Source organism: Streptomyces gottesmaniae, from assembly GCF_031845845.1.
In the GTDB taxonomy this organism is placed as follows: Bacteria; Actinomycetota; Actinomycetes; order Streptomycetales; family Streptomycetaceae; genus Streptomyces; species Streptomyces akebiae.
The window spans coordinates 20,042-33,014 of sequence record NZ_JAVRFJ010000048.1; the positions used below are offsets into that span (position 1 = coordinate 20,042).

The 12,973-nt window shown below is 74.1% G+C and carries 10 protein-coding genes; 2 read left to right on the top strand and 8 right to left on the bottom strand.

Annotation, left to right across the window (positions count from 1 at the left end):
• Nucleotides 1-63: 63 nt before the first annotated feature.
• Nucleotides 64-2,868 carry an ABC transporter permease gene (locus tag RM704_RS38270; RefSeq protein ID WP_107072348.1) on the bottom strand — a complete coding sequence of 935 codons (2,805 nt, stop codon included), beginning with the start codon at nt 2,866-2,868 and terminating at the stop codon, nt 64-66.
• On the bottom strand, nt 2,865-6,113 hold the full coding sequence (locus RM704_RS38275) for an FtsX-like permease family protein (protein WP_033528982.1): 3,249 nt from the start codon (nt 6,111-6,113) through the stop codon (nt 2,865-2,867). The genes RM704_RS38270 and RM704_RS38275 overlap by 4 nt, the downstream gene beginning before the upstream one ends.
• Before the next feature lie 183 nt (nt 6,114-6,296).
• On the opposite strand from RM704_RS38275, the gene RM704_RS38280 reads away from it, so the two are divergent.
• Entirely contained in the window at nt 6,297-6,665 is a 369-nt protein-coding gene (locus RM704_RS38280) for a VOC family protein (protein WP_033528981.1), read from the top strand.
• A 4-nt stretch (nt 6,666-6,669) separates the two neighbouring features.
• Here RM704_RS38280 and RM704_RS38285 read toward each other — a convergent pair whose 3' ends face one another.
• The 3 genes from RM704_RS38285 to RM704_RS38295 form a co-directional block, all read right to left on the bottom strand.
• Nucleotides 6,670-8,232 carry a VWA domain-containing protein gene (locus RM704_RS38285; RefSeq protein ID WP_033528980.1) on the bottom strand — a complete coding sequence of 521 codons (1,563 nt, stop codon included), beginning with the start codon at nt 8,230-8,232 and terminating at the stop codon, nt 6,670-6,672.
• Nucleotides 8,229-9,251, bottom strand: a complete 1,023-nt coding sequence (locus RM704_RS38290) for an AAA family ATPase (protein WP_311592482.1) — start codon at nt 9,249-9,251, stop codon at nt 8,229-8,231. Before RM704_RS38290 ends, RM704_RS38285 begins: the two co-directional genes overlap by 4 nt.
• An 83-nt stretch (nt 9,252-9,334) precedes the next feature.
• The gene (locus tag RM704_RS38295; RefSeq protein ID WP_033528979.1) at nt 9,335-9,991 is read right to left on the bottom strand and encodes a TetR/AcrR family transcriptional regulator; all 657 of its coding nucleotides are present in this window, start codon (nt 9,989-9,991) and stop codon (nt 9,335-9,337) included.
• A 160-nt stretch (nt 9,992-10,151) separates the two neighbouring features.
• Between RM704_RS38295 and RM704_RS38300 the strand changes: the two genes are divergently transcribed.
• The gene (locus tag RM704_RS38300) at nt 10,152-10,712 is read left to right on the top strand and encodes an NAD(P)H-dependent oxidoreductase (protein WP_033528978.1); all 561 of its coding nucleotides are present in this window, start codon (nt 10,152-10,154) and stop codon (nt 10,710-10,712) included.
• 113 nt (nt 10,713-10,825) lie between these two features.
• On the opposite strand, the gene RM704_RS38305 is transcribed toward RM704_RS38300, so the two are convergent.
• The 3 genes from RM704_RS38305 to RM704_RS38315 all read right to left on the bottom strand — a co-directional run bounded on the left by RM704_RS38305 (nt 10,826) and on the right by RM704_RS38315 (nt 12,957).
• Nucleotides 10,826-11,386, bottom strand: a complete 561-nt coding sequence (locus RM704_RS38305) for a YbaK/EbsC family protein (protein ID WP_033528977.1) — start codon at nt 11,384-11,386, stop codon at nt 10,826-10,828.
• 43 nt (nt 11,387-11,429) lie between these two features.
• Nucleotides 11,430-12,002 (bottom strand): helix-turn-helix domain-containing protein, encoded by a 573-nt coding sequence (locus RM704_RS38310; protein ID WP_033528976.1) that lies wholly within the window; start codon nt 12,000-12,002, stop codon nt 11,430-11,432.
• A gap of 178 nt (nt 12,003-12,180) precedes the next feature.
• A complete protein-coding gene (locus RM704_RS38315) occupies nt 12,181-12,957 on the bottom strand; it encodes an acyltransferase (protein WP_033528975.1) in 777 nt (258 codons plus the stop codon).
• Nucleotides 12,958-12,973 lie beyond the last annotated feature (16 nt).

Consider the following 12,973-nt stretch of genomic DNA (forward strand, 5'->3'; position numbering starts at 1 on the left):
TGGGCGGTCGGAGGGGCACGGGCCGGTGCCGTGGGCGGCTCGGTCGGGAGGGTCCGGTCACTGTCAGGTGTCCCCGAGCCGCAGTTCGCGCACCGAGCCGCGCCGGCCGGTCCACCAGGCCTGGCCGGCGGGCACACCGACGGCCAGGAGCAGCACGGCGAGCGCCGGAACAGCCAGTGAGAGCGGATCGGTGCGCAGCACGGCCCCTTCGAGAGCGGTCGGGGAGGCCAGGGCGATGGCCGTGAGGTCGACGCCGGGCGACAGCAGGTGAATGGCGACCCAGCCGGTCAGCACGCCGCCGGCCGCGGCCAGGAACGCCTGCGGGAGGGCCGTGAGGATCAGCAGTCGGCGGCCCTGGGACCGGGTCATGCCCATCGTGCGCAACCGGGCGAGCAGGGCGCCGCGCGCGGGCGCGGTGCGCAGCACGGTCAGCACGAGCGCGAGAATCGCGTACCCGGCGCCCGCGGCCACCGCGGCGCCGTACAGGCGTTCCGCGCCGGACTGCAGCGGCGAGTCGACGTGCCGCGTGCGTTCCTCGGTGCGCAGACGGACGCTCGCCGCCGTGCCGTCGGCCGCCGCGCGCAGTTCCCGGCCGTTCAGGGCGTCGCCGGTCAGCAGCAGGGTCGTCGTACGCGCCGCGCCGCGGGTGAGGCCGGCACGGTCCACGATCAGGAAGTCGTCGCCGAACACGGCCGGGGTGCGGTCCCGGACCAGGACGATCCGGACGGTGACGGAGGTGCCGTCCGGGAGCAGGACGGCGTAGGGGCCGGTGCCGTACTCCTCGGCCACGCGCGGTGAGGCGAGCGCGGGCAGGGGCCGCTCGGCGCTGCCCGTCGTGCCGGCGTCCGCCTGCCGGAGGCTCGCCGCGTCGAACGGCCCGAGATCCGTGCGGCGCGAGAGCCGCGCGTAGGCGTCGGGGTCCACCCCGGCCAGCGGAAGCAGCTGGCTGCCTTGCTGTGGCTTCGCGTCGTGGGTGACGTCCGCCTCCGTCATGTCCCGTACGCCGGGCAGTCGGCGTACGCGGTCGGCCAGGGCTCGCGGGAGGACACCGGTGGTGGTCTCGATACGGGCGTCCGCGCCCACTTCGAGGAGGGCCGCCTGGTCGCGGGCCGCCGTGACCCCCGCGAGGACCGAGCCGCCGAACGCGGCCGTGGTCAGGGCGCTGAGCAGGGCCAGCAGGGGCAGCACGGCGAAGCCGGGGGCACGGGCGACATGGGCCAGCGACAGCGGGACCACCAGGCCCCGCATGCGTGTGGTCGCCCTGCTCAGCGCGCGGAGCGGCAGGGGGTGCAGGCGGGCCAGCAGCAGCGCCGCGACCACGCCCGTCAGCAGTGGGGCGGCGGCCACCAGAGCGGTGCTGCCGGATCCCTGTCGGCGCAGTGCGGCGACCGCGCCCACCGCGATCACCAGGGCGGTCAGTTCCGCCACCGTCCGGCGTCGCGACGGCCGGGTGGCGGTGAGGTCCTCCCGCCCGTCGTGCATCCGCACCGTGCGGTGTGCCGCCACGGCGCGCAGGGGGAGCGCCACGCAGGCGAGCAGGACGACGGTGAGGGCGGCGGCGAGGGCGGGCGCGGTGCGTGCGCCGGGCAGGACGAGCAGTGCGGCGGTCAGGCCGAGGGCTCCGGCGGGCACCGCCACCACCGCCGTCTCCGCCAGCAGCCGGACGGCCAGGCCGGGCAGTGAGGCGCCGCGGGCCCGCAGCAGGGCCAGCTCCGCGCGCCGTCGGTCGGCCGCCACGCCGCCGGCCATGGCCAGGACGATCACGGCGAGGCTGCCGGTCCCGACGGCGGCGAGGAGGAGCAGCGGGTCGATCCCCGACCGCAGTCGGGCATGGTCGGCGAGGACCTCGTCGAGATTCGTCTGGGCCTCCAGGCCGTCGTCCACGACCGCCCGCAGTCGCTGGACTCCCGGCCCCGACTCCAGGGCGGCCACGGCGGACGCCAGACGGTCGAGATCGTGGCCACGCAGGGCGGCGACGTCGGGGGCCACGTTCCAGTACCGCTGCGGCCGGCCGGGGGTGCCCAGGAGAACCGGGCCGGCGTCGGGGGCGAGAAGCAGGCCACCGAGCCAGTGGACCTCCGCCGGCGGAAGGTCGGGACGGCGGCTCAGCACGGGGGTGCGCAGCACCGGCAGCGCCGACCAGTAGGCGCCCTCGGGAGCGCGGGGGGCGACGATCCCGGTGATCCGGACGGCGAGCGGGGCGCGCGCCGAGCCCGGCAGGTGGATCACCGAGCCGACCCGGACGCGGAGCGTGCGGGCGGTGTCCACGGTGACGGCGGCCTCGACCCGCTCGGTCGCCGCGGTCACCGGTGCGTCCGTGGTGCGGGGCAGCCGGCCCTCGCTGAGCCGGACGTGGGAGGCCAGCTCCTGCTGGGCGGCGAGCACCAGTTGGGCCGGCCGGCCGGCGGGTCGGGGCAGCCAGGGGTCGGACGCCTCCATGGGGACGGTCGTGCGCACGCCGTACGAGGACTGCGCGGGGTCGGGAACCAGGGGTGCCTCGGCGGCGGCGAGGATCTCGGCCCGCGCCTTGTGGAGCGGACCGGCGCGCAGGGCGGCCTCCAACTCCTCGACCGAGTCCATCCAGGGCAGTGGGACCTGCGTCTGCACGGTCGTCTGGTCGGGCAGGGCCTGCTCGACGGCCCGGCGCAGTCCCGCGTCCCCGTACCGGTCGACGGCGCGCGGGTACGCGGCGGCCAGCGCCGCGGTCACGGCCACCAGGAGCGCGAGGGCCACGGACGTACCGGCGAAGGCCCTCAACCGGGTGCGCAGCCCGGCCCGTACAGGCGGTGAGGGCGCCTGCGTCCTCTCCTCCCGAGGGGGCACGGTCCTCGTCGCCCCGTCCCTGCGGGGCACCGACCGCGGGGTCACTGCGTCACCTCGTCCCGGAGAGCCGTGACGGGTTTCGCCCGCCGGAGGGCGAGGGCCGCGGTCACGAGGGCGGGGCCCGCCGCCAGGGCCGCCAGCAGGACGGTCAGCCGCGGGAGCGGGAGTTCGACCAGCACGGGTGGGAGCGGCCGGGTGGCCTGCCCGGTCAGGACGACGAGGGGCACCAGCGCGTGCGTCAGCACCGTGCCGAGGGCCGTGCCGACCACCAGCGCCAGGGTCACCAGTACGCCGTGCTCCACGGCGACCAGCCGGGCCAGCCGACGGCGTGGTGCCCCCAGGGCGCGGAGCACGGCGAACTCGCCGTCCCGGGTGCGCATTGCCCCTGCCGCGCTCACCGCGAAGCCGAGCGAGGCGAAGAGCACCGTCACCGCGGCCGCCGCGATCAGCGCTGCTTCCGGGGCTGCCCCGAACGGGTCGTCGCGCAGCTTCTCCGCCAGTTCGTCGCGCACCGTCACCTGCTCCGGATCGGCGTCGGTCAGGGCGCGCACGGCCGCCGCGGTGGCGGCGGGCGCGGCCGTGCTCAGCCACCACTCGGTGGGCTCGAGGCTGGTTCCGTGGCGGGCCTGGAGGACCTGGTTGACGGCCCGGAGATCGACCAGCAGGGCCCCGCCGTCCTGTGTGGTGGCTTCCGTGGTGGGCAGGGCTCTCGCGGTGCGGACGATGCGTACGGGCACGGAACGGCCGTCGAACGTCACGTCCACGCGTTGTCCTTCGCGCGCCCCGGACGCGGTGAGGAACCGGTCGGTGGCGACCGCGACGATCTCGGGCGCCGCGGGCTGGGTGACCTTGAGCCGGACCTCCAGCGGCAGGGCGGGCGGCAGGAGGTCGGGCAGCTGGTACCCCGTGCTGTACGTGAGGGTGACCGGTGCCGTCGAGGTGAGCCGGGGAAGGGTCGGCCGGGCGTCGTCGTCGGGTGGGGCGGCGGCCGAGTCGGCCTCGACCGCGGTGGTCCAGCTCGTCGGCAGGGTCAGCTGCCGGACGTCACCGTCGCCCACTGTCGCCGTGAGCGCGCTGAGGACCAGGCGGTGCCGGTGCGGACGGTCGGTCGGCTGGGGTGTGCTCAGCCGGAGCCCGGTCAGCGCCAGGGGGCCCCGGGCTCCGTTCAGATCCGGGGTCAGTCGGTGCGGGCGGCCGTCGGCGGCGAGGTGGCCGGACGGTAACTCGTAGGAGGTTCCGTGCCGGTCCCGCACCGTGAGCGTGACGTCCGCCTCCGTCCCTGGTGTGGTGCTGTGCAGCGCGGCGGTCAGGGTGAGCCGGGTGGTGCCCTCGGGCACGTCGATGCCCGCGGGGGCTCCGCGTGGCGCGAGTCCGGTGAGCAGTGGACCGTCCGTCAGATCGGACCGTGTCAGCACCGCGCCGGAGGCCTCTTTCGTGTTCAGGGCCAGGACGGTCGCCTTGCGGCTGCCGGAGAGCGACATCGTGCCTCGGACGGCGGGGGCGACGGCGTCGACGTGCGGGAGGTCCGCGTAGACGTCGGTACGGCCCACGCCACCGCCCCCGGACGCCAGGACGCGCACCTCGGCGCCCGCGCGGAAGTCGGCCTGGTCGGCCTGGGAACGGCGCCAGGACGCGTCCTGCCCGATCGCCACCACACCGAGCGCCACGGAGATGACCAGGAGCAGCACCGGACCCGCCCCGCGCATCGGGCGACGGCTGAACTGCCAGCCGACCATGGCCGCGGTCAGCCCCTGCCCGCGGGTCAGCAGTCGCTCGCCGACTCGCGCCAGCAAGGGCAGCAGCCGCAGCACCAGAACCGTTCCGGCCAGCAGCACGAGCGCGGGCGCCACCACCAGCAGCGGGTCGACGCCGAGGACCCCGTCGCGGTCGGCGGTGACGGCACCGGAGTCCTGGCTGTCGAGCAGCCAGAAGGCGACACCGGCCACGGCGAGCAACCCGACGTCCGCCCCGGCGCGCAGGGGCGCGGGCAGCGCCCCCGCCCGTATCGCGGCGGTGCCCGCGAAGGACGCCCGCCAGGCCGGGACGGCCACCGCCAGCGCGCACAGCGCGGCCACGCCCGCGGCGACCGCCCACACCTCGGGTCGCCCCCCGGCCGGCACGTCGACGCGCACCCCGGTCCGGCCCAGCGCGCCCTGCGCGACCAGCAGTCGCGTCAACGGTCCGGACAACAGCGGCGCCAGCACCACCGCCGGCACGGAGATCAGCAGGGCCTCCAGCGCGGCGAGGCCCGCCAGCCGTGCCCGGGTGGCCCCGCGCGCACGCAACAGCCGGGTCTCGGCCACGCGGTCGGAGTCGAGCAGCCGTGCGACGAGCAACAGGGCGCAGGCCGCGAGCAGTCCGAGCTGACCGGCGACGATCAGCATGCTGGAACGCGTGACGAGCAGGGAGCGTTCGACGCGGTCCAGTACCTCGGGCAACGCGGTGTCCGCCACGGTCGCGCTGCTGAGCGCGGGGCGCTCGCGCAGCTCCGCGGTGCCCGAGCGGGCGGCGTCGCGCAGCGGGCCGATCCGCTCCGTCGTCAGCGCGGAGTAGTCGGCCGAGACCAGCCAGCCCGACGCCCCGACACTCACCCGGCCCGACGTCGGCACGCCCGCGGCGGTGAGCAGGGGACCGTACGTCGTGAAGCTCGACGCCTTCACGCCGCGGCCGCCCAGGTCGTCCAACTGCCAGTAGGGTGCCCGGGCGTCCACCGGCCGGTACACGCCGGTGATCAGTACGCGCACGGCCGGGCCGTCCAGTTGGTCGGTGACGGTCAGGCGGGCGCCGGGCGCCACCCCGAGCCGCTGGGCGGCGCTCTGCGGCAGTGCGGCCTCGACGGTCCCGGCGGTCACCGCCTCACGGGGGAGCCGCCCGGCGACGGTCCGCACCTGTGTGCGATCGAGGGCCGCGAAGTAGGTGAGGTCCGGGTTCCCGCGCCGCTCGGAGGGCGGCCGCAGCGTTCCCGGAAGGGCGTAGGGTCCGGACCGCAGCAGAGTGCGGACCCGCACGGGCAGCCCGTCGAAGACGGTACGGGCCCCCGCCCGCACGGCGTCGTCGGCCGCCTGCCGCTCGTCGGCCGGCACGTCGGCCTTGAGCACCAGGGCGGCCTCGGCTGCGGTGCGCTGCTCGGCGAGCGACCGCCGCAGCGCCGCATCGCCTATCGCGCCCGAGTAGGCGGTGAGCGCGGCCAGCACGGCCGTGGTCAGGAGCACGGTCAGCAGCACGGCACCGAGGAGCGCGCGATACACCCACGCGCGCAGCACGATGAAACGCAACACGCCCGCAGGCATCGCTCGGTCCCCCACCAAACCCCCCGTTTCCAACCACACGGACCGGAACGCGACGCGGCGTCGGTGGCGTGCGACTGCAAGTGGGCATTGTAGGACTGACTTTGGTCGCCTTGTGATCGGATTTCGTCGGCGCCAGGGTGGCGCGGAAGAGGGCGACGGATCGTCAGGGGCGAGAATCGGACCATGCTGAGAATCGGATCCGTGGTGATGGGCGCGACCGACGTACGGCGGGCGGCGGCGTTCTGGAGGGAGGCCCTCGGGTACGTCCCCCGCGAGGAGCCGGAGCACGACTGGGTCGTCCTGGTGCATCCGGAGGGCGCCGGCACGCAGATCTCCCTGGGCCTCAGCGAGACCCCGGTGCAGGACCGGCCGCGGGTGCACCTGGACCTCTACGCGGGGAACGCCAAGGACCAGGCGGCCGAGGTCGAGCGACTGGTGGGCCTCGGAGCGCACCGCGTCGACTGGGACGACTACCCGGAGGACGCCGACTTCGTCGTCCTCGCCGACCCGGAGGGCAACCGCTTCTGTGTGATCGACACCGGCCGGGGGTGACCCTTCACACCGGCAGCAACCGCGTCACCAGTTCGCCGAGCCGCCGCGCGTTCCGGCAGGTGTGCATGTCGACGATCTCGGCATAGACCGGCGCGGCGGAGTCGCCCGTCCCCCAGGTGCTCGGCGTCTCGGGGTTCAGCCAGTGGACGCGGCGGGCTCGGGCCACGATGCGCCGCAGGGCCTCCGCGTTGGGGTCGAACCCGTTGGTGCGGGCGTCCCCTAGCACGATCACCGACGTACGGGGGCCCACCGCGTCGAGGTGGCGCTCGGCGAACTCACCGAGCGCGGCGCCGTAGTCGCTGCTGCCGTGCCACCCGGTGATCGCGGCCTCGATGGCGATCCGGCGGCCGAGTTCGGCCGGATCGGCCTGCCCGGTGGTGACGAGGCGGGTGACCTCGTCGACGCGGTTGACGAAGGCGTAGACCCGCACCTTGCTGAACTGGTCCCGCATCGCCTGCACCAGGAGCATCGTGAAGTTCGCGAACCCGGCGACCGACCCGGACACATCGCAGAGCAGCACGATCTCCGGGCGGGCTGGCCGGTGCCGTCGATAGGCGGGACGCAGCGGTACGCCCCCGGTGGACAGCGAGCGCCGTAGCGTGCGCCGGATGTCGATCTGACCGCGTGCGGCCCGGCGTCGCCTGGCGGCCAGCCGGGTCGCGAGCTTGCGGGCCAACGGCTGGACGGTACGGCGCAGTTCGACGAGTTGCTCACGGTTCGCGACGAGGAAGTCGACCTGGTCGGCACTCGGCGCGATACCCCGCGCGGCGATCATCTCCGCGCCCCGGCGCTCGGCGACGCGCCGCCGCGCCTCCGTGCGCACCCGGTTGCGGAAGTCCTCGATACGGCGCCGGATCTCATCGGCGTCCAACCGCTCGGTGAAGCCGGTCGCACCGAGCCCGGCCCCGGAGCCTCCTGCCGCTCCGGTCCCCGCCCCCGCCCCCTCCCCCGAACCGAAGGCGAGGCCCCCACCGAACCCCATACGGAACCCACCGGCCCCGCCTCCCCCGCCCGCCCCGGACCCGGCACCGGCACCGGCACCGGTGAGCCCGGCCTCCTCACCGGCCCCCCGTTCCCGGGCGCCCGCCAGGATCCGCGCCAGCAGCGTCTGCGGTCGGAGGCGGTCCAGCGTCTGGTGGGCCGACCAGCCGTCCGAGCCGGGGGAGCCGTAGCGGCCGAACAGTTCCACGGCCTCGGCGGCGAGTCGGGTGAGCGCGGCCGTGTCGTTCGCGGCCAGCGCCTCGGCGAGCCGCTCGCGGAACTCCTCCCGGTCCCCTGCCGACGCACCCCGGGCCCCCGTCAACTCGCCCACACCGAGCGGGAAGTACAGCTCGAAGGCCGCGTCGAAGACGGCCCGTTGCCGGTCGGCGCGCAGCAGTGCCGCCGCCAGCCCCTCCCGGATCCGCTCCCGGTCGGCGAGGCCCAGCACCTCCAGCACGGCCGCCGCGTCCACGGTCTCGCCGGGCCCGATCCGTATCCCATGGCCGCGCAGCGCTCGTACCAGCGCGGTCAGCCGCTCGGCCAGCGGAGAGCCGGCAGGGCCAGAAGGGCCGGGACCGCCGCTCATACCAGCGTCAGCTTCCGCGCGGCCTTCTCGATGTCGTCCTGGTGCTTGAGGATCACGCCGAGGCTGTCGCGGACGACGGTCTCGTCGAGGGTGTCGGCGCCGAGGGCCAGCAGGGTGCGCGCCCAGTCGATGGTCTCGGCGACGGAGGGGGCCTTGCGCAGTTCCATCTCGCGCAGCGCGCCCACCACCCGGACCAGGGAGTCGGCGAGCGCGGCGTCGAGGCCGGGGACCCGGAGCCGTACGATCCGCTGTTCCAACTCGGCGTCCGGAAAGTCGAGATGGAGGAAGAGGCAGCGGCGGCGGAGCGCCTCGGAGAGTTCCCGGGTGGCGTTGGAGGTGAGGACGGTGAAGGGGCGTCGGGTCGCGATGATCGTGCCCAGTTCGGGAACGGTGACCTGGAAGTCGCTCAGCACTTCCAGCAACAGCCCCTCGACCTCGACGTCCGCCTTGTCGGTCTCGTCGATCAGGAGCACGGTCGGCTCGTCGCCCCGGATCGCGGTCAGCAGGGGGCGGGTGAGCAGGAACTCGTCGCTGAAGATGTCGGAGCGGGTCTCGTCCCAGGCCTCGTCGCGCCCGGCGGTGATGCGCAGCAGTTGCTTGGCGTGGTTCCACTCGTACAGGGCGCGGGACTCGTCGATGCCCTCGTAGCACTGGAGTCTGACCAGTCGCGCGGCACCCACCTGGGCGACGGCCTTGGCCAGCTCGGTCTTGCCGACACCCGCCGGTCCCTCCACCAGCAGCGGCTTGCCGAGCCGGTCGGCCAGGAAGACCGTGGTGGCGACGGCGTTGGAGGCCAGGTAGCCCGCTTCGGCGAGCTGTGCGGAGACGTCGTCCACGGAGGAGAAGAACCCGGTCCCGACGAAGTCCGTCCGGCCGCGCGTCCCGTTCGGACCCGGCTCACCGCCTTCGCCGCCTACGCCCTCTGCGCCCTCTGCGCCACGTTCGTCGCCTGCGCCACTCCCGCCGTTCACCGCGTCCGTGCTCGTGTCCGCGTCCGTGCTCGTGTCCGTGTCGCTCATGTGGCCCCTCCCCGCTCCGCCCGGCGTACGAGGCCCCTCCTCGACACCCTCCTCCAAATTACCAAGCGGTCGCTTTGTTCGTTCTACGCCGTCACGACCAGCCGCGTGACCAGGTCCCCCCACCCCAGCTCCAGCCGGTCGAGAGACATCCCGCGCCCCTCCACCAGGTGGTTCACGAGGTTGATGTCCAGATAGCCCAGCAGGGCCTGTGCCAGCAGTTCGATGTCGCCCTGCGTCCCGGCGCGGCGCAGCAGCATGCACAGGTGACCGAGGCGGAGCTGGGTGGCCGGGTTGGCGTGTCTGCGGGAGGCGTCCGTGCGGGCGGCGAGGTAGAGGTCGCGATGGGCGTACTCATGGCGGATGACGGCGGCGCCGAAGGCCCGGAGCCGCTCGACCGGGGGCGCGTCGGGGCCGAGCGGCGGCGGGCCGGACAGGAACGCGGCCTGGAGCTCCCGCTCCTGGTGGTCGAGGAGCGCGAGCATGAGCCCCAGCCGGTCGCCGAACCGTCGGAAGACGGTGCCCTTGCCCACTTCGGCGGCGGTCGCCACGGCCTCCATGGTCAGATTGGCGGCTCCGCACTCCGCCGCGAGCCGGGCGGCGACCTCCAGCAGCCGCGTGCGGTTGCGGGCCGCGTCCGCGCGGAGTCGGGGCCGGCCGGTGGCGGTGGGGGCGAGGTTCAGCAGTCCGTCGAGGGGGTCCGGGTTCTGAGGCGCCGGGAAGGGCGGCAGCGACTCTTTCATGAAAAGAGCGTAACGCTCACCACACACAAGTGGACCCCGGTCCGTATAGCTGATACAAATTTCAACGGACCCCGGTCCGTTTTGTTTCTCCCGCAGGCCCCGGTCCGTCGGCTTTGCCCTACGTGTTCTCTACATGCACATCCTTGCTAGGAGTCAGCTCATGTCCGTACGCATCCTCGCGCTCGTCGGCAGCCTTCGCGCCGGTTCCCACAACCGCCAGCTCGCCGAGGCCGCCGTGAAGCACGCCCCCGAGGGCGTCGAGATCGAGCTGTACGAGGGTCTGGCCGAGGTCCCGTTCTACAACGAGGACCTCGACAACGAGGCCGCCCTCCCGGCCACCGCAGCGCGGCTGCGCGAGGCCGCCGGCCAGGCCGACGGCTTCCTGCTCTTCTCCCCGGAGTACAACGGCACCATCCCCGCCGTCCTGAAGAACGCCATCGACTGGCTGTCCCGCCCGTACGGCGCCGGCTCCTTCACCGGCAAGCCCGTCGCCGTGGTCGGCACCGCGTTCGGCCAGTTCGGCGGCGTGTGGGCGCAGGACGAGACCCGCAAGGCCGTCGGCATCGCCGGTGCCACGGTCCTGGAGGACGCCAAGCTCTCCATCCCCGGCTCGGTCGTCCGCTTCGCGGAGACCCACCCGGCCGACGACGCCGAGGTCGTCACCGGCCTCACCGACGTCCTGAACCAGCTCACCGCTCAGGCGGGCACCGCCGCCGCCTGAGGTTCTTCCTCAGCCACACCTCGTCGGGTTCCGGGCCACGGCTCGGGCCCGACGTCGGCGTCCCGGAGGCCCCGGGGTCGACGGCAGCGGAGGCCCCGCACCGGGGCCACCGTTCAGACCGTGACCCCCAGCCCCTCCAGCACCACCGCGTTCGGCAGCTCCGCGAACGCCTTCCCGGGCACCAGCAGCTTGCCGCGCCGCCGTCCGCTGCCGACCAGGACGTACGGCAGGTCGACCACAGCCGAGTCGACCAGGACCGGCCACGAAGCGGGCAGCCCGACGGGCGTGATGCCGCCGTACTCCATCCCGGTCTCCCCGGTGGCGGTGTCCATCGACGCGAACGAGGCCTTACGGGCGCCCAGTTGGCGGCGGACCACGCCGTTGACATCGACGCGGGTGGTGGAGAGCACGACACACGCGGCCAGGCTCGACTCGCCGCCCCGCTTGCCCGCGACGACCACGCAGTTCGCCGACTGTTCGAGAAGGTCCTGCCCGTAGTGCTGGACGAACACCGCGGTGTCGGCCCACTCGGGGTCCGTCTCGACGTACAGGATCTGGTCCGCGGGCACGCTGCCGGGCCAGTCGCGTACGGCGTCGGCGACCGGGCGGACGAGGTCGTCCAGGCAGTCGGGGGCGGGGGTGGCGTGGTCGAAGTCTCCGATGGGTGCGCGCATGGGCCGCACGGTAACAAAGCGTGTGGCCGCCCCGACCGGTGTGTCAGTGCACGGCCGGCACCGAGACCGTCAGCACCATCTCGGTCGGCACCTCGCCCCGGTTCGCGTACTCGTGGGCCGCGCCCGCCTCGAAGGTGACGCTCGCGCCGGCCGGGACCCGGTACTCGGCGCCCTCCACGGTGAGGGTCAGCTCGCCCGCCGTGACATGGGCGATCTCGACCGTGCCCACGGGGTGCGGGTCCGACCGGCTGCCCTCACCCGGCATCAGCCGCCAGTTCCACATCTCCAGCGGACCCGGCGCCTCCGTACCGGCCAGCAGCCTGCTGTAACTGCCCGCCTCGGTGTGCCACAGCCGGACCACCTGGTCGGCCGGCACGACCCGGACCTTGGGCCCCTGTTCGTAGTCGAGCAGTGTGGTGATGCTGACACCGAGAGCGTCGCCGATCTTGACGACGGTTCCGAGACTGGGGTTGGTACGGGCCTGTTCGATCTGGATGAGCATCCCGCGGCTGACTCCGGCGCGAGCGGCCAAGGTGTCCAGGGTGAACCCCCGCTCGGTGCGCCAGCGCTTGACGTTCCGCGCCAGGGACTGGGTCAGCAGGTCGAGGTCCGACACATTCCGTCCAATGTCTCAGTGACAGAGTCCAAACGATGAACGGAGGTGGGACGCACCCGACGTTCACCGAACTGTACTGCGAGGTCCGCGCCGCTTCAGGGGGCGGGTTGAGACCGCGCGTTCAGCCCTACCAGGACACCCACCGGCCGACGCACCACACCCCTTGGGCCCCCGAGCTCTAGGCGGACTCCTCCGCCCCCTCCGCGTCCCACTCGGCCAACGCCAGCAACTGCTCCGGCGTGATCCCGTCGGGGATCGGCACCGGCACGGGCGTCCGGATCGGCGGCTGCCACCCCTCCACCGGGTCCCACCGGCGCACGACCCGCGCGGGCGCCCCGGCCACCACGGAGTGGTCCGGCACCACCCCGCGCACCACCGCTCCCGCCGCGACCACGACGTTCCGCCCGACCCGCGCCCCCGGCAGGATCACCGCCCCGGTACCGATCCAGCAGCCGGGCCCGATCGACACCGGATCCATGCGGGGCCACTGTTTGCCGATCGGCTCGTGCGGGTCGTCGTAGGAGTGGTTGGTGGAGGTCACGTACACGTACGGCCCGAAGTAGCAGTCGCTGCCGATCGTGACGGTGGTGTCGGCGATGACATGGCTGCCCCGCCCGAGCACGACCCCGTCCCCGATGCGCAGGATCGGTTCCGCGCCGAGGTCGAGGTCGGGCATCAGTCCGGCGGTCAGGGTGACCTGCTCGCCGATGATGCAGTGGGAGCCCAGGTGGATCCACGGTTCGCCGAAGACGGTGCCGAGCGGAAAGGCCAGCCTGGTACCCGTTCCCATCGCGCCGAAGCGGAAGCGGCCGGGCCGTTCGGCCGTCACCGACCCCGTGCGCTGCAGCCACGCCCAGCCCGCGTGGACGGCGCGCTGCGCGAGGCGGCCCGACCAGGACGAGAACGTGTTCTTCTTCGGCACCCGCTCACCGTACTCACCGGGCGGCACCCGCATGACGCCGTACTGCTGT

Bases quoted from the DNA above. Each gene is read 5' to 3' on its own strand.
- RM704_RS38280 (WP_033528981.1), top strand. From the start codon at position 6,297: ATGCTGAGAATCGGATCCGTGGTGATGGGCGCGACCGACGTACGGCGG.
- RM704_RS38275 (WP_033528982.1), bottom strand. From the start codon at position 6,113: ATGCCTGCGGGCGTGTTGCGTTTCATCGTGCTGCGCGCGTGGGTGTAT.
- RM704_RS38295 (WP_033528979.1), bottom strand. From the start codon at position 9,991: ATGAAAGAGTCGCTGCCGCCCTTCCCGGCGCCTCAGAACCCGGACCCC.
- RM704_RS38285 (WP_033528980.1), bottom strand. From the start codon at position 8,232: ATGAGCGGCGGTCCCGGCCCTTCTGGCCCTGCCGGCTCTCCGCTGGCC.
- RM704_RS38290 (WP_311592482.1), bottom strand. From the start codon at position 9,251: ATGAGCGACACGGACACGAGCACGGACGCGGACACGAGCACGGACGCG.
- RM704_RS38300 (WP_033528978.1), top strand. From the start codon at position 10,152: ATGTCCGTACGCATCCTCGCGCTCGTCGGCAGCCTTCGCGCCGGTTCC.
- RM704_RS38315 (WP_033528975.1), bottom strand. From the start codon at position 12,957: ATGCGGGTGCCGCCCGGTGAGTACGGTGAGCGGGTGCCGAAGAAGAAC.
- RM704_RS38305 (WP_033528977.1), bottom strand. From the start codon at position 11,386: ATGCGCGCACCCATCGGAGACTTCGACCACGCCACCCCCGCCCCCGAC.